Here is a 20967-nt window from a genome sequence, read left to right as displayed (position 1 = left end):
CATAGTGCGGTTATCCCTTCAGACCGGTCGTGCTGATCCCCTCGACGATGTACTTCTGGAAGAGGAAGAAGACGACGAAGATCGGAACGAGCGACAGCGTCGACATCGCGAACAGTCCGCCCCAGTTGTTGACGGCGTCGGTGTCGAGGAACAGCTTCAGCGCGAGCGAGACCGGGAACAGATCCGGGTTGTTCAGGTACAGCAGCGGGTGAATGAAGTCCTCCCAGTTCCAATAGAACGCGAAGATGGTGGAGGTGACGAGAGCCGGCGCGATGAGCGGCAGGATGATCCGGAAGAAGATGCCGTACCGGCTGCATCCGTCGATCTTGGCCGCCTCGTCCAGTTCGCCCGGGATGGTGCGGATGAACTGCATGATCAGGAAGATGAAGAACGGCGTCGCGAAAAACTGCGGGATGATGATCGGCTTGAACGAAGCGAGCCACCCGAGCTTGGAGAACAGGATGTACTGCGGGATCATCGTGACGTCGCGCGGCAGCATCATCGTGATCATCATGCACGTGAACCAGAAGGCTTTGCCGAAGTAGGACACCCGGGCGAAGCCGTAGGCGACGAGCGCGGAGCTGGCCACCGCCCCGAAGGTGGAGGCGATGACGATGATGAACGAGTTCTTGTAGAAGTTCGCGAACGTGTTGCCGCCGAAGCCCGCCCAGCCCTTGCTGTAGTTCGACCATTCGAAGCTGCTCGGAAGGAGGCTGTACGCGGTCGTGAAGATCTCGTCGTTCGGCTTGAGCGAGCTCATGGCCAGCCAGATGATCGGATAGAGCATGATCAGCGCAAGGCCCCCGACCAGGAGGTGGTAGGCGAACGCCTTGAGGCGTCGGTTCGTGTGCGCCATCTTAACCCTCTCCTTTCGTTTCGTAGTGGACCCAATACTTGGACGATTGGAAAATAAGCAGCGTCAGCAGCCCGATCACGATCAGCATGATCCAGGCCATGGCGGAGGCGAAGCCCATGCTGGAGAATTCGAACGCTTTGCGGTACAGGTACAGCGAGTAGACGAGCGTCTCGTCCACCGGCCGGCCGTCGCCCCGGGAGATGATGTAGGCGGGCGTGAACGTCATGAACGCCGAGATCGTCTGCATGATCAAGTTGAACAGGATGATCGGACTGAGCAGCGGCAGCGTGATCTTGAAGAAGCGATGGAGACCGTTCGCGCCGTCGACGCTCGCCGCTTCATAGTAGGAAGCGGGAATGCTCTTGAGGCCGGCGAGGAAGATGAGCATGGACGATCCGAACTGCCAGACCGAGAGGGCGATGAGCGTCCAGATAGCGTATCCTGGAGAGCCGACGTAGTTCGTGCTGGCGTCGACGCCGAACGTGCGCAGGACGGAGTTGACGAGGCCGTCGCTGCCGAACACTTGGGACCACATGATCGAGACCGCGACGCTGCCGCCGATAAGCGAAGGCAGGTAGTAGGCGGAACGGTAGAGGCCGATGCCGGTGACCGCCCGGTTCAGGATCATCGCGACGAGCAGCGCGAACGCGAGACGCAACGGCACGCTGGAGAGGACGTAGGTGAGCGTGACGCTGACGGACTTGGCGTACTTGTCGTCGTGGAACAGCATCTTCTGGTAGTTGTCGAGGCCGACCCAGTTGGGCGCGCCCAGCATCGTGTAGTCGGTGAACGAGTAGTAGAGCGAGCTGAGAATCGGGTACAGCGTGAAGACGAGGAAGCCCAGGATAAAAGGGGCGGAGAATACGTAGCCGACCAGATGGTCGTTCTCGCGGAGCTTCTTCAAGGCGGATCTCCCCTTTCGAATGGCGTGGAATGGCGGCGAGACGCGCGCTTAAGCGCTCTCAATCTGTCTCTCATTATGGCGGACGGGGGGAGGGAGATGAAGGCAAAAATCCGATTAGTTTGTTTAATAAGCCGACATGCTGGAGGCGGAGGTAGGGAGGCGGGAGAGGTAACTCGGCTTGATAGAAGGAATGGGCTGCCAACGTGAAGAAATACAAAACAAGGAGTATGAGATAGAAATATGAGTCGGAGCCCGATAAACGCAGTGGAGTGGGCTTGTTATTTCTGGCTGCGGGATTCTCTGCAAGAATGATTATGTCAGGTATGGGTAGTCGTCGCTATGTTTATAGCTACACAAGATCAAGGGGGGGATGATAATTGAGGCTATCCATCGAGGATCGGGACCCCATACTTGCCCAACTCACGCCAGAGCAGCGGCTCTTTCTGAATGAACAGATGATCCGAGGAAGAAGAACGGCCTTCGCGAATGCGCTGGCTGCGCAAAAAGGCCATCATATTCCGGATGACGCATCGCCAGAGGATATCGAGGCTCTGCTAACGGAATGGGTGTATACCGGCTATTATGATACTGGACAGGTTTCTCCCGAACTTCGATGCGAATGCGGCCGTCCCTTAAGATATCAGCATCATGTAGAACACAAGTCCTCCGGCGAGGTAAAGAAATTTGGCATTGAGCATTTAAAGGAACATCTCGGCATTGATGCCGCAGCTGTTGCAGCTATCAAGAAAGGGTTCGACGCGATCGACTTCGAACTGGACGATATTCTAACCAAGGTGGTTAATGGGTGGCAGCCTGATCCGGAGCTGCTGCAGATAGACGACATCCCCAAAGACATCCAACTTCAGCTCGAGCAAGGTCTTCCGCTGCTGGATCGGCAAATCCAGCGGCTTCGGCAGAAACGTAATGCAAATCGTGCAGCAGGTATACCGCTCTATTTCGAAAAACGACCTCAACCGGAGGAGATCCCGAATGACTTGTTCCACTGGGTCGAGATTCAGGAGAAGCCGACATCGAACTCTCCGCTTCCGGATCATTTTCTACTCCCTAACCGATTGAAGGATCCTGTCTTGAAGTATTTGGCAAATGGCGTTCGGAGTGCAATGGTCATTTGCGAACTTCTAATGAAAGACCATGGAGCCCCCGATACTCGATTTATTACGGGGAAGCCGCACCTATTCGTTCCGGTTTGCAAATTCATTGAATCACAGGATGGTATTCGTATTGCGATCCAAGGAACGGATGATCGGCTATATAGTTACTGAAAGAAGGAAATAGCCGGAGAACCGTCAATCTCGGGCTTGCGGAGCGGGAGCGGCGCTCGTACTCAAAATAACCGGACCCGCGGCAATTGCGAGTCCGGATTTCTGTGATGTGCGGCGTTCCCAGTAGAGCCTATGCCCTCATCTTCCTTGCTCTCCGCTAGGATCTCCCCGCCTTAATGAACTCCGTCAGGTTAGCCCCAGCCTTACTTGTTCTTCGCCAGAATCTCTTCGGCTTCCTTGCGGAACTTGGCGGCGGCGTCTTCGATGGTGATCTTCTTGTACAGGATCGACTCGCCGTACGATTTGAGCAGCGCGTCGACCTCGGTCGCGCCGACCGGGTTCGGCGGATCCATCTCGCTGGCGTTCTGCTCGGCCCAGGCGACGTAGTCGAACACTTTGGTCTGCTCCGGCGTCAGGAGCGGTTTCAGCTCTTCCTTGATCTTGGAGGAGATCGGCACGCCGCGCTCGCCCATGATGATCTTGTTGGCTTCGACGTCGTTCACCCAGAAGTCGATGAACTTGGCGGCTTCTTCCTTGGCCTTGGAGCTCTGCGGAATGGAGAAGTACATCGAAGGCTTCAGGAACAGCGCCTTGTTTTGGTTCCAACCCGGGACCGGCAGCAGATCGATCGGACGCTTGACCGCGTTCGCGAGCAGGATGTACTGGTTGGACCAGCCGTTCGAGGAGAAGGAGTGGCCCGGCACCATTTCGTCTTCCTCCGGGGTCCCTTTCTTCTGCGACTCTTTGTCCAGGGACAGCAGGTAGCCGTTGTCGTACCAGCCCTTGTACATCGTGAAGTAGTCGATGAATTGCTGGTCTTCGTAGCCGAGGCCGGTGCCGTCCGCGGCGTACATGTGCTTGCCCTGTCCTCTCAGATAGAAGGGGAAGAAGACGTCGAACCGGAAGCCGCCGAAGATCTTGCCCTTCTCCTTCAGCTTGGCGCCGATGTCGGTGTAGTCGTCCCACGTCCACTCGTTCGTCGGCACGTCGATGCCGTTGTCCTTCAGCAGCTGTAAATCGACGATCGAGGCGAGCGCGTTGGAGCCCAGGTTAAACGCATAGAGCGTATCCTTGACTTTGCCGCCGGACAGCACGCTGTCGCTGACGTTGCTCGTATCGATCAGCCCTTTGTCGATGTAGGGCTTCAGATCTTCGAGCTGGCCTTTGCTGCCGTACTGGGACAGGTAGGAGATATCCATCTGGATGACGTCCGGCAGCTGGTTCGCGGCCGCTTGAGGCGCGAGCTTCTTCCAGTAGTCGTCGAACGCGGCGTACTCGGTCTCGATCTTGACGTTCGGATGCTTCTGCTGATAGAGGTCGATGACCTTCAGCGTGTAATCGTGGCGGGACTGGCCGCCCCACCAGGCGACGCGGAGCGTCACTTTCTCGCCGTCGCCGCCCTTGGATGCGGATGCGCCCGCAGAGGCTGACGCGCTGCCGCTTGGCGATGCGGCGTCATCCTTGCCGCCTCCGCCGCAGGCTGCCGTCAGACCTGCTGCCAGGGACAGCGTCAGAAGCGCTGTAGCTGCTTTTTTCATAGCTTATTTCCTCCCCTTATGGTCGTCTGTAGCGGATTGATAATGCTTACATTTCCTATTATCAAGCGGGAGGGGAGAAAGGTTAATCCAAAAAACAGATCATCTTGTTCAAAAAGCAGAGGAGTGGGCCGTCTTCATAAACTCCGAGGGCGTGCATCCGGCGTACTTTTTGAACACCTGGCTGAAGTATTGCGGGTTGTCGCCGAAGCCAAGCTGCTCAGCCAGCTCGAAGACCTTGATATCCGGCCGGTCGGTCATCCGCTCGGTCGCTTGTTTGATGCGCGCCTTCATGACGTAGTTGGAGAACTTCTCGCCCGTCTCTTTCTTGAACAGCTTGCCGAGGTAGTCCGCGTTCATATAGAGCATCTCGCTCGCGACGCTGTTCAGGGACAGCTGCGAATCGCCGAGATGGTCGTCGACGATGGCGATCACCTTGCGCACGATGGCGGTGTGCTTGACGACGTTCTGCTCGTAATGGCGCTCGGTCAGCTCGCGGACGGTCTCGCCGAGGAAGGCGTGGATCGCTTGAAGGGTCCCGAGCTCCACGAGGGCGGGGATGCGGGCGTAATATTCGTTCAATCGCGCGGGATCCGCATGCCGGATGAGCGAGACGTACTGCTGGATCGCGTAGGACTTCGTCTGCTCGATCGCCAGGCCCGCCCGCCGCAGCGCCTCGATGAAGTCGGCGAGCGCTTGCTCGGCCTCCTCGCGATGGCCGGACCGGACGGGCATCGTCAGCCGCTCCTCCGGAAAGGAGAACGCGTCCGCGCCAGCGCCGCCCTGCGCGCCCTCGGCCGTGTCCTTGAGCGTGATCAGGCTCCCTTCGCCCAGATAGAACCGGTAGCCGAGGCATTGGAGCGTCTCCCGGTACAGGCTGCGCGCGTGCGTGATCCGGTTCGGCTCGCTGAGCGCGATCGTCGTGTCCCGCTTGTAGTAGTCCCTGAACGTGCAGCGGATCTCCTGGATGCGGCGGTACAGGCTAGCCAGGTCCGGCGTATCCTCGATGAGGATGAGCACATGGTCGCCGATCGTCGTGCCGAGCAGCGTCGACTCGAGCAGGTCTTCGGCGATGTTCTTGAGCGCGAACAGATGCTCGAACTCGAAGTCGTTCCCCTCCAGCCGGAAGAGCAGGAGCCGTACCGGCGCGTCGATCTCGAAGCGGAACAGGTCGCGGTAGTAGTCCCACTCCCGGCTGCCGTACGTCTTGTTCGTGACGAACTCTTTCAGCACCTGCTCCTTCACGTGGGGCATGAGCTTGGCCAAGCCGTCCTTCATGTCCCGGACGAACGCGTCCTTGCGGCGCGCATGGTCGAGCTCGGCCACGAGCTCGGTCAGCGCCTCGCCGATCTTGCGCTCGTTCGTCGGCTTCAGGAGATAGTGCTTTACGCCGTACTGCATCGCCTTGCTGGCGTATTCGAACTCGCCGAATCCGGACAGGATGACGAACTTGATGTCTGGATGCGATTCGCTGACCCGCTGCACGAGCCCCAATCCGTCCATGCCCGGCATGCGGATGTCGCTCACGACGATGTCGGGCGCTTCCCGCAGGATGCGCTCGTAGGCTTCGATTCCGTTCGCGGCCGTCCCGGCGAGCGTCGTGCCTAAGGCAGACCAGTCTACGAGCTGAGAGATGCCGTCTAAGATGATGCGTTCGTCGTCGACCAGCAGCACTTTGTACATCAGGTTCCCTCCGTTTCTCCCGGCAGCAGGATGAGAACGCGCGCCCCCCGGCCGGGTTCGCTGTCGATGCGGATGCCGTAGCGCTCGCCGAAGGCGAGCTTGATCCGTTCGTCGATATTGCCGAGGCCGATGCCCCTGCCCTTGGCGGCGAGCTCGCCGCTGCGAAGGCGCGTCAGCGTATCCGGCGCCATGCCGGGGCCGTCGTCTTTGATGGCGACCAGCCAATCGTCGCCTTCGTCCGCCTCGCAGGCGCGGATCGAGATCTTGCAGGTGCCGATAGACGGCTCCAAGGCGTACTGAACGGCGTTCTCTAACAGCGGCTGCAGCGTCAGCTTCGGGATGCGGCGCTGCAGGTAGCGATCCGGCACGTCCAGCGTGAAGTCGAGCCGCTCCTCGAACCGGTACTTCTGAATGACGACGTAGCTGTTCACGATGTCGATCTCTTCGGCGAGCGTCAGGATCGGCTGCTTCAGGTTGATGGAGTTGCGCAGGAGGAAGCCGAGCGCTTCGACCATCTGGGAGATCTGGGACTGCCGGTTCACCTTGGCGAGCCAGTTGATCGATTCCAGCGTGTTGTAGAGGAAGTGCGGGTTGATCTGGGCTTGCAGCGCCCGGAACTCCGTCTCCTTCAGCAGCAGGCGGTTCGAATAGTTCTCCGTGATCAAGGCCTGGATGCGTTCGATCATGAGCCGGAACGTCCGGTGCAGCAGGCCGATCTCGTCCATCGCGACGGGCTGGTCGCCTTCCGGCAACAGATTCGCTTCGGCGAAGTTGCCCCGCTCGGCCAGCTTCATCCGGCCGATCAGATCCTCGATCGGACGCGTCAGGCTGCGCGAGAACCGAATGCCCAGCAGGACGACGACGACGAAGAGGAAGACGAAGACGAGAATGACCAGCTCCTTGATGAAGATGACCTGCTTGAACACCTGATTGAACGGCGTGATGTTGAGGTACGTCCAGCCGGTGTTCGCGGAGCGGATATGCGAGACGAAGTACGTCTTGCCGTCGAAGTCGTGCTTGAAGTATCCGTTCTCCGACCGGATCAGCCCGGTATATCGGCTCGGCTCGAACAGCGGATGCTCCGGATAGATAACCTCGTCGCCCGCGATCATGATGAGGTCCTCGCCCTCGCCGGCGTACTTGCGGACGATCTTGTCGATGTTGACGCGGATGATGAGCAGCCCCAGATACTGGAGATCGAGATTCAGATTGCTGAACGACCGGACTTCGCGGGCGGAGATGAGGGCGGGATCCTCCAGGTCCGGGTAGATCCAGCTGTTGCCGCCCTTGCTCGCTTCCGTGATGTCCCGAATCCGTGCCATCTTGTTCATGCCGATCGGGTACACGGCGCCGGCTTCGTGCTTGACGTCGTACGTGTCGATCAGCTGAATGGAGTAGATCGAGGAATCCGTTCCCGCATAGCTGACGAGCCGGCCTACGATGTCTTCCTTGAGCAAGTGGCGGTCGTACTCGGACGTACTGGCCTTCACCGCCTTGAGCAGCTTCTGAATCTGCGCGTCGGCGATCATATTGTAGGACGCTTGTTCGATCCGCTTCAGCTCCGTCTCGATGGCGGAGGAGGACATGTTGAGCACCTTGGACGACTTGTCGTAGAGCTGCCCGTCGTAGATGGAGAACGCATACTGCTGGACGATAAAAGTAAAGAGGAAGGCGGCGAGAATGATAAGCGCGGTGAAGATGGTGAGCTTGTTGCGGATCTTCATGTGCCGAAAGGCCGAGAACCATCGCTGCATAGGCTGCCGCTCCCCGTCGGATCGATTTCTAAGCCGATAAAAAGGTGTCGCCCTCTTCCGAGTAGACGGCAAAGCCGTTTTTACTTGGGATTATGGCATCGTTCTGCAAGCGCTGTCAATTGTTCGGCCGCCGGTCGGCTCGCCCCAATTATTTCAAATACATCGTCAGCGGCCAGATGCCCAGCTCGCGAATCCGCCCCGCCACCATCCCGGCTAGGGCCAGCGCGCCGCGCTCCTGGAAGTGCGTGTTGTCCTCGATCCCGTCGGGAAAATGCAGGAATTCGCCGGGCGCGCCCCACATGAACGCTTCCTTCGTCCCCTCCGGACCGAGGGCTTCGAACCAGATCCGGCTCATCTCGGCCAGGTCGACGAGCGGGATGTCCTCGGCCTTCGCCAACTCGCGCACCGCCTCCAGATAAGGCCCGTGCGTATCGCGCAGCGACCCGTCGGGTTCGAAGTAGCGGCGGTGCACCGAAGTGACCAGCACCGGGTGCGCGCCCAGCTCGCGGGCGCCGTCCGCGTAATGCTTCAAGTACGCCTTGTAGCTGGTCGCAGGATCGGTGCGCCTCGCTTCGTCGGGCTTTTGGTCGTTGTGGCCGAACTGGACGAACAGCCAATCATCCGGCTTGATCTCGCGCAGGATCGCGTCGAGACGGCCTTCTTCGACGAAGCTCCTGGCGCTGCGTCCCGACACGGCATGGTTGGTTATCGCTACATTGTGTTTAAAGAAGGAAGAGAGCATCTGACCCCATCCCGCATAGGGGAAGCCTTCATCCGGCTGATCCGTCACCGTCGAATCTCCGGCCAAGTGCAGCGTCAGGGTGTGCGGCGCCGCGTCGATCTCGAGCGCGTTGACGCGCGGGGCCGGTCCGGAGAAGGAGAGCCGCAGCTGCCCGTCCCGAACGCGGACGGCGAACGTCTCGCGGGCGAACTGGCCGGCGGGGACGGGGCGGCGGCGGAAGGCGAGACGGCCGGTGCCGGTCTTGAGCGTAGTGCTGACCGGGGCGATCCAATCGCCCATGAGCAGCGAGACGACATACGTCCCGTTAGGGACGTCTACGCGGAAGACCGCGTCCGCGGGGATGCAGAAGTCGCGCTTCAGCGGCTCCGGCTCTCCCCGATCCCGGTCGGTCACCCTGGCGGGGGCGATGAACCCGAACCCGCGCTGCGGGTCGTAGGCGAGGGCGGCGTCCGCCTTGGTATAGCCCGGCGCGGTCTCGGCGCTGCCGAAGTCGAACCGCCATGCGGCATCGGACATGGAATGGACCTCCTTTGGGGTAAGCTATCCTTTCAAGTATAAGGGGACGTCCGCCGGGGAGGAATTCAATTTTCCGGCAACTTCGTGCAATAATCCGACGGGTTCGGGCGCAAACTTTAATAAAATGCCACAGCTTATGTCGCGGGCCCCTATACCATGCCTGTCCATGCTGTGATAAGATATGAAAGGCTAACTTTTGTAAAGTTCGTCAACCCTGCGTTATGGCAGCGTAAAATTTACTTTGCGGGAAAGAGGGCTATGCGTGTTTCGGAAAAAGGATATCTTTTTTAAGACGCTGGAGGACATGTCCGACCTGATCTTGGAGACGGTCGAGCGGTTCGCTTCCGCCATGAACGGGGAGCTGACCGATGTCGCCGCATTCTCCAAGGAAATGAAGGAGTTCGAGCACCGCGGAGATCAGTTCGCGCATCTGATCATCACCGAGCTCAACAAGACGTTCATCACTCCGATCGACCGGGAAGACATCATGGAATTGACCAAGCTGCTGGACGACGTCCTGGACGGCATTGAAGCAAGCGCATCCCGCTTCGATATGTACCAAATCTCCAAGCCCGACACCTACATCCGTAAATTCGTCGACGTTCTGCACCGTTCCGCGGTGGAGATCAAATCGGCGATCTACCTGCTCAGCCAGAAGAAGCTGCTGGCCATCCAAACGCACTGCGTCAAATTGAACGAGCTTGAGAACGAAGGGGACGAACTGCTGCGGCAAAGCGTGAAGTCGCTGTTCCAGAACGTGAAGGACCCGATCGAGCTGATTAAGCATAAAGAAATTTACGAACGGCTGGAAGAGACGACCGACGCCTGCGAAGACGTGGCCAATACCCTTCAGTCGATTATCATGCGCAACTCGTAATTGCGCGTAAGACGGGGACTGACAAATCAAGCATGGATCAAATGACATGGATCGTAGTCTTTATCGTAATCCTAGCGCTCGGTTTCGACTTCATTAACGGCTTTCACGACACGGCGAATTCGATCGCGACTTCGGTCTCGACCCGGGCGCTGACGCCGCGCATCGCGATCATCCTCGCCGCGGTCATGAACCTCGTAGGCGCGCTGCTGTATACGGGAGTCGCCAAGACGATCGGCGGCAAGGTGACCGATCCGTTCAAGCTCGAACACGGCCTGACCGTCGTCATCGCCACGCTCATCGCCGCCATCATCTGGAACCTGGTGACCTGGTGGAGAGGGATCCCTTCCTCCTCCTCGCACGCGCTCATCGGCGCGCTGGCCGGCGCGGCGGTCGCTTCCGAGGGCTGGAGCGGCATCAATTACGGCGGTTTCTCGACAATCGTCATCGGGCTTGTCGCGTCGCCGATCATCGCGTTCATTTTGGGGTACATAATTATGTTCGTGCTGAAGCATGTGTTCGCGAACGCGAGTCCGCGCTTCGTGAACAAGGGCTTCCGCACCGGGCAGATCCTGACGGCGGCGCTCCAATCGTTCACCCATGGGACGAACGACGCGCAGAAGGCGATGGGCATCATCACGCTCGCGCTCGTCTCGGCCGGCCTCCAGGACCACCTCGAAGTGCCGCTGTGGGTGAAGATCTCCGCCGCGCTCGCGATGGCGCTCGGCACGTCGGTCGGGGGCTGGAAGATCATCAAGACGATGGGCACGAAGATCTTCAAGATCGAGCCGATCAACGGCTTCTCCGCGGATCTAAGCTCCGCTGCCGTCATCTTCTCCGCGACGCTGACGCACTTGCCCGTCAGCACGACGCACGCGATCACCTCGTCGATCCTCGGCGTCGGCGCGGCCAAGCGGTTCTCCAGCGTGCGCTGGGATACGGCGGGGCGGATCATCATGGCCTGGATCGTCACGATCCCGATCGCTGCGGTGCTCGCGGCCGCCGTGTATGCGGTGCTGAGCCTATTCCATTGATCTAGCTCGGATTCGCCGTCCTCGGCGGGCGGCGGCGCGTACTTCATGGAGATCGTACAGGAATGGACAGGCATGCCGCTTCATCGTTGCCCGGGATCCAAGTAAAAACGGCATCACCGTCTTCTTGGAAGAGGGCGACACGTTTTTATCGTAGACGAATCCGAAAAGGATTGGCGAAACTTATATTTTCTGATCCGTTTAAAAAAATGGGCCCTTGCTCATTGGTCATCATCGCCGTTTCCACATTACAATATAGAAGCGAATAGAAGCGAAACGTTTGCTCTTGACGGGACGGAGTTTGGAGGAATTCACGCTCATGCAAGCATCCGCACAACAAGCCAAGTCATGCGTGGAACTGCTTAAGGCGTTCCGGCTCAAATGCGTCGATTGCCGCGGCGAGAAGCTCATCTTCTCCGGCGTCGGCAAACGGGATGTGTACAACGTGACGGCCCCCTTCCTCGACGAGGGAGAATGGACCCTCGCGGGACGGGTCGAAGACCGGACCAGCGAAAGGTCCGCCGTCATGTTCTTCGTCGAGCGGCAAGGCAAGTGGGTACCCCGGGAGGGCGCGCCCGTCTTCGATCTGCAGGATCCGTTCGTGACGTTTATCCGCGGGGAGCTCGTCTTCGGCGGCGTGGAAGTGTACTTTGACGGCGAAGATCCGCACTACGTGACGTCTTGGCGCACCGTGTTCTATCGGGGTTACCGCATCCGCGATTTGGAACCGTTCGCGAAGGGGCCGCTGACCATGAAGGACATCCGCCTCGTGGATCTGGCGAACGGCCGGATCGGCGTCTTCACCCGGCCGATGCCGGTCGGCGACGCGAGGGCGATGATCGGCTATACCGAGGTCGGCGAGCTGAGCGAGCTGACCGAGGAGGTCATGGCGCGAGCCGAAGTGCTGCACAACCAGTTCCTGAAGGTCGAATGGGGCGGCGCCAACGAAGCGCATCTGCTGCGCAACGGCAAGATCGGCGTGCTGGGGCATATCGCCTGGATGGACGACGGGAACATTAGGCATTATTATCCGATGACCTTCATGCTGGACCCGGCTACGCGGGCCCATACGCCCATCAAGCTGATCGCGATGAGGAGCTTGTTCCCCGAAGGACCGGCGAAGCGGCCGGACCTCGAGGACGTCCTGTTCAGCGGGGGCCTTCAACGGCCGGGCGACGGCAAGGCGACGCTGTACACCGGCGTTAGCGACGCGGAGGCCCACCGGATCGTCATCGACGATCCGTTCATGGAATACGAGGCATAAGGTTAGCGCGCCGAGGCGGGAAGCTTCGGCGCCTTTTGCGCGTCCGGCGATGCGCATCCGCCGCGTGCGCCGCCGCTTCGGCGGACGATGGAGCGCCTTGCCGCGGCGAAGAAATGCCGGGCGCTGCAGAGAGCGCCGAGGCGAAGGAGAGCCGACGGCAAGGGGCGAACGGAGGAGCATGGTGCGCCGGGGGATAGAGAACCACGGCGAAGGATCGCAGGAGCGCAGCAGGCCGTCAAAAAAGGCAGCGCCTTCAGGCTCGGAGCCTGCGGGGCTGCCCTGCATGAGCGGCCCGGCCCCACAAGGCCGCCCGGCTGGGCAAGCCCTGTGATGTCGGCGCGGTTAGAAGCGGCGGCGCTTAGCGTTTGGCGCGGCGGGGGCCCGCACGGCGGGAGCCCGAACGCCGGGGGCGATTCGAGTAAGCCGACCGCCGACGGGGTGCGGTGCGGCGGCGTCTGCGGCGCCTCGGGCGGTAGACGGCTTCCTCTTCGTCGTCATCTTTTTTGCCCTTTTTCAAGAAGAGCTTGATGAGTGGCGCTACCTGCTGGACGGAGGACATCACCTTCTGGATCTTGCCGATATTCGAGAGGATGCCGTCCAGTCCGCCCATCCGGTCGATCAAGCCCTTCACTTCGTTCAGATTCTTGAAGTTGAGCAGGCTGGACAGGCCGCCCTTCGCCGGCGCCGCGGCCTGCGCGGGCAAGACCTGGGTAACGCCCTGCGCGGGCCCGAACAAGGCGGGCGGACCTGAGATGGGCTCGGAGATTCCGGGGAAACCGCCGCCGGCCGGACCCCCGAAGCCGGCCGGGCCTCCAAAGCCGGCCGGACCTCCGCCGCCGGCCGGACCTCCGAAGCCGGCATTGAAGTTGCGCGTATACGGAGAATGCGGTTCGTTCATGTTGTCACACCCTTCGGCTTGAGAATCGCCGGCGCCTGCCCATCCCTTCGGGCATGGCGTGCCTAAGCCGGCGTTCGATGCTATAGGGTATGTATCACGGGTCCGATCCGAATGGACGCCTGCCCGCCCATTTTTCGATTTTACCTCTGTGAAGCGTGAATACGCTAATGCTTGAAGTGCTATATGAAACGCAGTACAATGGAAGAGATGGCTTTACAAGTTATGAACCGAGGTGCCTATTAGATGCAGCTGAAGAAGCTGAATGACAAGTCGATCGACCAATTGTTCGAAGCGATTCTGACACTGAAGTCGGTGGAGGAATGTTACATTTTCTTCGACGATCTGTGTACGGTCAACGAGATTCAATCGCTGTCGCAGCGGCTAGAAGTGGCGCGGATGCTGGGCAAAGGACAAACCTACAACCAGATCGAAGCAGAGACGGGCGCCAGTACGGCGACGATCTCCCGAGTGAAGCGGTGCCTGAATTACGGCAACGACGGCTACAAGATGACGCTCGACCGGCTCGGCCGGTTCGGCAAGGAACCGGAAGCGGACTGACTTCTCGCCGCCGTTCCGCACGAAGCTTGGCATGAACCCAGCAGTCTAACCGTCCGCGGTAGGCTGCTTTTTAATTTGCAGAGAGGGGGCATATAGCATACGCTTCAACGCTCAAATATGGTTGCCTGAACCTGCGGCTGCAAGTATGCTAATAGAAAATGATCCGTTCGTACCAGGGACCGAGGAGAGACTCGCATGCGTGTATGGCAGTCCGTACGCTTCAAGATCGTATTCGGTTTTTTCCTGATTATCGCGCCGATGGTCTTGTTCCTCATCTACAACAATCTGTACGCCATGAACGTCGTCCGGCAGCAGATCTCTTCGCACTACAACAACCTCTTGTCCTTGAACGTCAGCGAGAACGACAAGGTGCTGGAGGAATACACTTCCTATCTGATCCGGCTGGATCACAATCCCGACATTCCGATCATTCAGGCGCTGCGCAGCGGCGACAGCGACTATACGCTGGCGAAGATTCGCCTCATGAACCAATTCATGCTCGACTCGAGCGGCATCTACAACCGCAAGGACACCTTGTTCATCTACGACCGCAAGGAAGACGACATGTACTTCGTCACCCAGGATAACTCCACTTACTCGGACAAACGGGACGTGCTGCTCCAATGGTCCAGGCAGCATCTGCAGAGCAACGGCCTGCTCGACGAAGACGATACCCACTGGATCTCGATGACCGTGAACAGCGGAGGCACGGGCGGCAACTATCTGCTGCGCACGCACGATCTGGGCCTCGGCGCCTTCGCGGGCGTACTGGTGCGGACCGGTAGCCTGCTGCGCGGATTGGAAGGCTTCGACGTCGGCGACGAGGGCGGTTCGTTCCTGCTCGATTCGTCCGGGGAGGTGCTGACGGATACGGCTTCGCCGCTGATGACGGATCCCCTTTTCCGGCAGGCCATCGTGAAGCAGTCCGGCTCCTACGGCATCGTGAAGCAGGGAGGGCGCTCCTACCTCGTCCTCGTTCGTCAGGCCGAGAAGGCGAATGTCATCTACGCGATCGTCATGCGGGAGGATTATATCCTGCAGAACCTGCCTTTCTTCCAAAAGGTGCTCTATTACTGGATACCGCTCCTGGTCGCGATCCTGCTGTCGCTCTACCTCGTGTTCCTGCAGCGCATCATGTTCAAGCCGCTCGTCGATCTCATCCGGGGCATGCGCAAGCTGGGACAGGGGCGCTTCGACATCCGGCTGCCGACGGACCAGAGCAGCGAGTTCGCCTTCATGTCGGGCACGTTCAACAACATGGCCGAGCAGATCGAGAAGCTCAAGATCGACGTCTACGAGGAACAGCTGCGGGTGCAGCGGGCGGAGTACAAGCATCTGCAGGTGCAGATCAACCCGCACTTCTACATGAACAGCCTGAACATCATCTACAACCTGGCGGCGCTCAAGGACTTCAAGTCCGTGCAGAAGCTGTCTCTGCATCTGGCCGACTACTTCCGCTTCCTGATGCAGAGCCACCGCGCGACGGTGCGGCTGGAGGACGAGATCAAGCATATCGAGCATTATCTCGAGATTCAGAAGGTTCGATACGTCTCGAAGCTCGATTACGAGATCCGCGTGCTGCCGCAGCATGCGGGGTGGGGATTGTCCCCGCTCATGGTGCAGCCCTTCGTCGAGAACGCGGTCATCCACGGCTTCAACAAGCGCGTGCCGAACGGCATGATGTTCACGATCGTCATCGCGACGGAGGAGGATCCGGAGGCGCCGGACCGCTACTTGCTGCTGACCGTGGCGGACGACGGTCCGGGCTTCGAGCCGGAGCTGCTGGCGAACCTCGAGAACGGGAGGCATGCGGCGGGCACCGGGGAGCAGCATCTGGGCATCTGGAACATCCTCCGGCGGTTCAAGATGCTGTACGGCGACGACGGCGGCATCTCGTTCGGCAACGCGCCGGCGGGCGGCGCCGTGGTGACGATCCGCCTGCCGTTCGCGCGGCTGCGCGCGATCGAGGCCGAGGAGGCGGAGGCGTCAGGCGAGCCGGGCGAGGGAACGGGGCGGTCGGCGTGAGGCGATGGCGGATGAGCGAGGCGCGGCGAGGCGGCGCGGGAGCGGATCGGTCGGCGTGAGGCGATGGCAGATGAGCGAGGTGCGGCGAGGGAGCGGATCGGTCGGCGTGAGGCGATGGCAGATGAGCGAGGTGCGGGGGGACGAGTGGCTGCGAGGGCAGTGCGGACGCAAAGAGAAATGGCGCGGCGGTTGGACCGGGGCCAAGGAGGAGATACGCATGCTGACGATGCTGGTCGTGGACGATGAGATCTACGCGTTGAAGGGCATCACCCAAGGAATCGAGTGGAACGACCTGCCCATCGGAACGATCCTCGAGGCGGAGAACGTGCCCGAGGCGCAGAAGCTGCTGGAGGAGGGCAAGGTGGATCTGGTCATCTCCGACATCGAGATGCCGGGCGCGAACGGGATCGAGCTGCTGCGATATATCCGGGAGCGGTCGCCGGGGACGCTCACGATCTTCCTGACCGGGCACGCTAGATTCGAATACGCGCAGGAAGCGCTGCACTACGGCTGCTTCGACTACGTGCTGAAGCCCGTCGATCACGACGTACTCAAGGAGATCGTCCGCCGCGCGGTTCAAGAGCTCGAGCGGCGCCAGGAGCAGCAAGCGTTCGAAGAGACGCTGGGCAAGTACCGGCGCCAATGGACGAACCAACTGCCTGTCCTGGTCGAGAAGTTCTGGCAGGAAGCGCTGGCCGGGCGGCTCCCGATGTCGGCGGAGCGGCTGAACCGCGAGTTCGCGATGTACGACATGCCGCTGTCGGCGGAAGGGCGCGTGCTGCCGGTGCTGCTCAGCGTCGAGCAGTGGGACGTGGAGATGGACGCGCGGGACGAGAGCATCATGGAGTATGCGCTGCGCAAAGCGGCGGAGGAGATCATCGTGGGCGAGCAGGGCGCAGGCGCGGTGCTGCAGGACCGCAACGAGCAGAGCGTCGTGCTGCTGTATGTAGACGGAGGCGGCGTGAGCGGAACTAGCGAGGTTGCAAGCGAATACTATGTGCGCGGAACGAGCGAGAGCCTGGGGGCAGACAAAGGCCGCGGAGCTAGCGAGGCTGCAGGCGAAGGTGTCGAAACGGGTCTGAGTCCCAGGGGACGTACGAACGGCGCCGGCGGTCCGTTCTCCGACCGTTCGGCGCTGCTTGCGCGGTGCCGGGCGTACGTGCAGGCCTGCAACGACTATTTCCACTGTCGGGTCTCCTGCTATGTCGGCGATGCGCTCCCTATCGTCCAATTGGCCGACGGCTTGGAGGGGCTCGCGCAGTTGGAGCGGGCCAACGTCTCGTCGACGCAGACGGTCATCGACGCGAACGAGGCGCCGGACGTCATATCGGGAAGCGCGGGGAGCGGAGGGCAGCTGCTGCCGCCGTTCGTCGAGTGGGGCATCCTGCTGGACAGCGCGAGCACGGACGAGCTGCTGCAGGCGGTCGAAGCGACGCTGCTGCGGTTCCAGCGCGAAGGGGCGAGCCGGGAGAATCTCGAGCTGTTCTACCATGGGTTCGTACATATGCTCTACCAGACGGCATTCCGCCAGGGCGTGCCGGTGGGCGATATGCTCACCCCCCAGGAGCTGGGGGAAGGGCAAGGCATCCGTTCGCCGCAGCTCATGCAGGCGTGGGCGTCGAAGCTGGTGCACAAATCCGCCCTCGCCCTGCAGGACCGCCAACGGGATGCATCCGCCGTCATCGGGAAGATTCAGGCGTTCATCCAGGACAACCTGCACAAGGACCTCAGCCGCGACGATATCGCACACTCCGTCTACCGGAATCCGGCTTACCTGTCGCGGCTGTTCCGCAAGGAGACGGGACTGTCGCTCACCGACTACATCGCGCAGGCGAAGATCGAGCGCGCGAAGAGGCTCCTCACGGACACGAACGACAAGATCAGCAACATCGCCGAAGGGCTCGGCTATCTTCATTTCTCCTATTTTGCGAAGCTGTTCAAGAAGGTCACCGGCCTGACGCCGCAGGAGTACCGCAAAAAGCATCAAGCGGTGTAGGCGCACGTGAAGCGGGGGATGGCATAGGCAAGATGAGTAGTATGCGAGTGCGGCGGGACCGTGAGAGTGCGGCAGGCTCCTGGCGGCGGGCGGCGGGAGTGTGCGCGAGTGCGGCAGGCTCCTGGCGGCGGTCGGCGGGAGTGCACGCGAGTGCGGCTGGCGGTGGGATAGCTAGCGGCAGAGTGACGTGGAAGAAGAGAAAGTGTTGGAGACGGCGGTCATGCGGCTGATTGGCGGAGTCTTCGTCGCTCGCCAACTCCGATAAGTTGTAAAAGTACAACATATTCGGGGCAAAAGCCGGTCAATGCGCAGATAAGTTGCAAACGTACAACTTATTCGGAGGAAAAGCCGCAATTCGGAGGAATCGCCCCAAATAAGATGTACAAATGCAACTTATTCCTCGTATTGGGGCTAAAACGTCGAAATAAGTTGCACAAATACAACTAATCAAGCCGGAGAGGCAGGGAGTCGGAGAGCTGGAGTGCCGCAAAGCTGCAAAACCGGATAGCCGAAGAACCTGAGTGCCGGAGAGCTGGAGAGTTAGAGTGCCGGAAAGCTAGAGAGCCGCAAAGCCGGATAGTCGGAGAACCGGAGAAACTGAGTGTCGGAGAAACTGAGTGTTGGAGATACAAAGTGTCGAAGAACCTGAGTGCCGGTGAACCTAAGTATCGGATAGCCGGAGAGCCAGAGAGCAACCGAAGAAGGCTATACGCGCGCACGATGACGATGAAGTGGTTAAAAGAGAAGTATCGATCGCATAGAGGTTGCGGACGGCTATACGCGCGCGATGAAGATGAAGTGGGGGACGGCTTGGCCGTCCTTTTTTTGCCGGAAAGAGAAAACGTTTGAAAGCCGCGGCTGGCCGTCGAAGCGAGCGCCTATTCCCGATCTCGACCGCGCGGTCGGAACCGAAGCGCCGCAATGTCACAATTGTGCTATGTGAGTCACCCCAGTAGATAGATGGGCCTCGTCGTCTCCCTGTACAATGACATCACACCCGGATCTTAGAGATAAAGACAAAGGATTGTGATGGAGATGGAACAAGCCACGCAAGCGGCGGTGGAACGACCGAACTCGCGCAAGAAGACGAAAACGCTGAATCAGAGCTACTGGCAGAAGTACGGGATCTTCTACCTCATGATGGCGCCGGCGCTCGTCGTACTGATCGTCAATAACTACATCCCGATGGTGGGCAGCCTCATCGCGTTCAAGAACATGACGTATGCCTCGCCGAGCTTCTTCCAGAACTTCATGGACAGCCCCTGGGTGGGCTGGGACAACTTCAAGTACATGTTCACCAGCAGCGACGCTTGGAACATCACGCGCAACACCATCTTGTACAACGCCGTATTCATCGTCCTGAACCTGATCGTCGGCGTCGCCTTCGCGCTCATGTTCAACGCCATGCGCAACCGCCGGCTCGCCAAGCTGCATCAGACGCTCATGTTCCTGCCGTACTTCCTGTCGATGATCATCCTCTCGTACCTCGTGTACGCGTTCCTAAATCCGGACATCGGGATCTTGAACAAGTTCATCCTACCCTGGTTCGGCGCGCAGCCGATCGACTGGTTCTCGGATCCGAAGTGGTGGCCGATCATCCTGCCGCTCGTGAACACGTGGAAGGGCATCGGCTACTACGCCGTCATCTATCTCGCGGCGATCATCGGCATCGACAACGAATATTACGAAGCGGCGCATATGGACGGCGCCACCAAGTGGAAGCAAGTGTGGAGCATCACGATCCCGCTCATCCGTCCCGTCCTCATCATCATGACGCTGCTGCAGATCGGCCGGATTTTCTACGCGGACTTCGGCTTGTTCTTCCAGGTGACCCGCAACGCGGGCGCGCTGTACGATACGACGCTAGTCATTGATACGTATGTCTACCAAGGCTTCATGGTCACGGGCGATATCGGAATGTCCTCGGCAGCAGGGCTGTACCAAGCCGTCATCGGATTCATCCTGGTGCTCACCGCGAACCTCATCGTCCGCCGCATCAGCCGAGACGACGCCCTGTTCTAAACCGACATCCCGAAGGAGGATCTCCCATGACTACCGCAACCGCACCAGCCGTCAAAAAGAAACGCTTCGCCGCCAACGAGATCTCGAGCGGCGCCAATACGGCGATCAACGTTTTCTTCTGGGTGTATAGCATTCTGTGCGTCCTGCCGCTGATCTTGGTCGTGGCCGTCTCGTTCTCCGACGAGCGAGCCGTCTCGCTCAACGGCTACAAGCTCTGGCCGGAGAAGTTCAGCCTCGGCGCCTACGACTTCCTGCTCTCCGACTGGAAGCCGATCGTCGAGTCCTACGGCGTCTCGATCTTCGTCACCGTCATCGGCACCATCGTGTCGCTGACGATCATGACGCTGTACGCCTACCCGATCTCGCGCAGAGACTTCAAGCACCGCAACGTGTTCTCGTTCATTATCTTCTTCACGATCCTGTTCAACAGCGGACTCGTTCCGTTCTACTTGGTCTACAAGCAAGGGCTTCACCTGCAGAATACGCTGCTCGTCCTGATGCTGCCGCTGTTCGTCCAAGGCTTCTTCGTCATCCTGATCCGCACGTTCTTCTCGAACTCGATCCCGCCGGCCCTGATGGAGTCGGCCAAGATCGACGGCGCCGGCGAGCTGCGGACGTTCTTCCAGATCGTGCTGCCGCTGTCGCTCCCGGTGCTCGCCTCCGTCGGCCTGCTCAGCACGCTGAACTACTGGAACGACTGGTTCCTGAGCCTGCTGTTCATCTCGCCGGACGGTCCGATGAGCATCCAGTTCCGGATGTACAAGACGCTGCTCGACATCGCGTATCTCAGTTCCAACTCGCAGGCCTACTCGGCGATCATGCAGGCGAATCCGAACTTCCAGATGCCGAGCGAGACCGCGCGGATGGCGATGGCCGTCGTCGGGATCGGGCCGATCATCTTCATCTACCCGTTCTTCCAGCGGTACTTCATCCAAGGCTTGACCGTCGGCGCCGTCAAGGGCTGATCGGACCGAATGCGGGGCATCCGGCTTCAGCCGCCCGCGATGAGCTAGGCTTCTACCGGTT

The 20967-nt window shown here is 59.9% G+C and carries 16 protein-coding genes; 9 read left to right on the top strand and 7 right to left on the bottom strand.

Annotation, left to right across the window (positions count from 1 at the left end; translation table 11 throughout):
- Positions 1 to 10: 10 nt before the first annotated feature.
- A complete protein-coding gene (locus tag H7C19_RS05560) occupies positions 11 to 856 on the bottom strand; it encodes a carbohydrate ABC transporter permease (protein ID WP_185141576.1) in 846 nt (281 codons plus the stop codon).
- Between the two features lies 1 nt (position 857).
- Positions 858 to 1760, bottom strand: coding sequence for a carbohydrate ABC transporter permease (locus H7C19_RS05555; RefSeq protein ID WP_185141575.1), 903 nt, complete (start codon positions 1758 to 1760; stop codon positions 858 to 860).
- A 377-nt stretch (positions 1761 to 2137) separates the two neighbouring features.
- Here H7C19_RS05555 and H7C19_RS05550 point away from each other — a divergent pair, with 377 nt between their 5' ends.
- Positions 2138 to 3043, top strand: coding sequence for a DUF3895 domain-containing protein (locus tag H7C19_RS05550; RefSeq protein WP_185141574.1), 906 nt, complete (start codon positions 2138 to 2140; stop codon positions 3041 to 3043).
- 203 nt (positions 3044 to 3246) lie between these two features.
- On the opposite strand, the gene H7C19_RS05545 is transcribed toward H7C19_RS05550, so the two are convergent.
- The 4 genes from H7C19_RS05545 to H7C19_RS05530 form a co-directional block, all read right to left on the bottom strand.
- Positions 3247 to 4581 (bottom strand): ABC transporter substrate-binding protein, encoded by a 1335-nt coding sequence (locus H7C19_RS05545; RefSeq protein ID WP_185141573.1) that lies wholly within the window; start codon positions 4579 to 4581, stop codon positions 3247 to 3249.
- A gap of 108 nt (positions 4582 to 4689) precedes the next feature.
- A complete protein-coding gene (locus H7C19_RS05540; protein ID WP_185141572.1) occupies positions 4690 to 6261 on the bottom strand; it encodes a response regulator in 1572 nt (523 codons plus the stop codon).
- The gene (locus tag H7C19_RS05535) at positions 6261 to 8015 is read right to left on the bottom strand and encodes a sensor histidine kinase (RefSeq protein ID WP_185141571.1); all 1755 of its coding nucleotides are present in this window, start codon (positions 8013 to 8015) and stop codon (positions 6261 to 6263) included. Before H7C19_RS05535 ends, H7C19_RS05540 begins: the two co-directional genes overlap by 1 nt.
- 148 nt (positions 8016 to 8163) lie before the next feature.
- Positions 8164 to 9273 carry a rhamnogalacturonan acetylesterase gene (locus tag H7C19_RS05530; RefSeq protein WP_185141570.1) on the bottom strand — a complete coding sequence of 370 codons (1110 nt, stop codon included), beginning with the start codon at positions 9271 to 9273 and terminating at the stop codon, positions 8164 to 8166.
- Between the two features lie 262 nt (positions 9274 to 9535).
- On the opposite strand from H7C19_RS05530, the gene H7C19_RS05525 reads away from it, so the two are divergent.
- The 3 genes from H7C19_RS05525 to H7C19_RS05515 all read left to right on the top strand — a co-directional run bounded on the left by H7C19_RS05525 (position 9536) and on the right by H7C19_RS05515 (position 12442).
- Entirely contained in the window at positions 9536 to 10150 is a 615-nt protein-coding gene (locus tag H7C19_RS05525) for a DUF47 domain-containing protein (protein ID WP_185141569.1), read from the top strand.
- A gap of 32 nt (positions 10151 to 10182) precedes the next feature.
- A complete protein-coding gene (locus tag H7C19_RS05520) occupies positions 10183 to 11181 on the top strand; it encodes an inorganic phosphate transporter (protein ID WP_185141568.1) in 999 nt (332 codons plus the stop codon).
- A gap of 316 nt (positions 11182 to 11497) precedes the next feature.
- Positions 11498 to 12442: a DUF1861 family protein gene (locus tag H7C19_RS05515; RefSeq protein ID WP_185141567.1), complete on the top strand. Its 945-nt coding sequence runs from the start codon at positions 11498 to 11500 to the stop codon at positions 12440 to 12442.
- A 358-nt stretch (positions 12443 to 12800) separates the two neighbouring features.
- Here H7C19_RS05515 and H7C19_RS05510 read toward each other — a convergent pair whose 3' ends face one another.
- Positions 12801 to 13340: a hypothetical protein gene (locus H7C19_RS05510; RefSeq protein ID WP_185141566.1), complete on the bottom strand. Its 540-nt coding sequence runs from the start codon at positions 13338 to 13340 to the stop codon at positions 12801 to 12803.
- A gap of 243 nt (positions 13341 to 13583) precedes the next feature.
- Here H7C19_RS05510 and H7C19_RS05505 point away from each other — a divergent pair, with 243 nt between their 5' ends.
- The 5 genes from H7C19_RS05505 to H7C19_RS05485 all read left to right on the top strand — a co-directional run bounded on the left by H7C19_RS05505 (position 13584) and on the right by H7C19_RS05485 (position 20906).
- Entirely contained in the window at positions 13584 to 13898 is a 315-nt protein-coding gene (locus tag H7C19_RS05505; RefSeq protein WP_185141565.1) for a YerC/YecD family TrpR-related protein, read from the top strand.
- 195 nt (positions 13899 to 14093) lie between these two features.
- On the top strand, positions 14094 to 15923 hold the full coding sequence (locus H7C19_RS05500) for a histidine kinase (protein ID WP_185141564.1): 1830 nt from the start codon (positions 14094 to 14096) through the stop codon (positions 15921 to 15923).
- A 4-nt stretch (positions 15924 to 15927) separates the two neighbouring features.
- The gene (locus tag H7C19_RS05495; protein ID WP_185141563.1) at positions 15928 to 17919 is read left to right on the top strand and encodes a response regulator transcription factor; all 1992 of its coding nucleotides are present in this window, start codon (positions 15928 to 15930) and stop codon (positions 17917 to 17919) included.
- A 1035-nt stretch (positions 17920 to 18954) separates the two neighbouring features.
- Complete coding sequence (locus tag H7C19_RS05490; protein ID WP_185141562.1) at positions 18955 to 19941, top strand: ABC transporter permease; 987 nt, start codon at positions 18955 to 18957, stop codon at positions 19939 to 19941.
- Positions 19942 to 19967: 26 nt separating this feature from the next.
- A complete protein-coding gene (locus tag H7C19_RS05485) occupies positions 19968 to 20906 on the top strand; it encodes a carbohydrate ABC transporter permease (protein ID WP_185141561.1) in 939 nt (312 codons plus the stop codon).
- Positions 20907 to 20967: the final 61 nt, after the last annotated feature.

Source organism: Cohnella nanjingensis, assembly GCF_014212125.1.
GTDB lineage: Bacteria > Bacillota > Bacilli > Paenibacillales > Paenibacillaceae > Cohnella > Cohnella nanjingensis.
The sequence above is the reverse complement of the archived record's forward strand: the minus strand, read 5'-3'. Positions and strand labels throughout refer to the sequence as shown.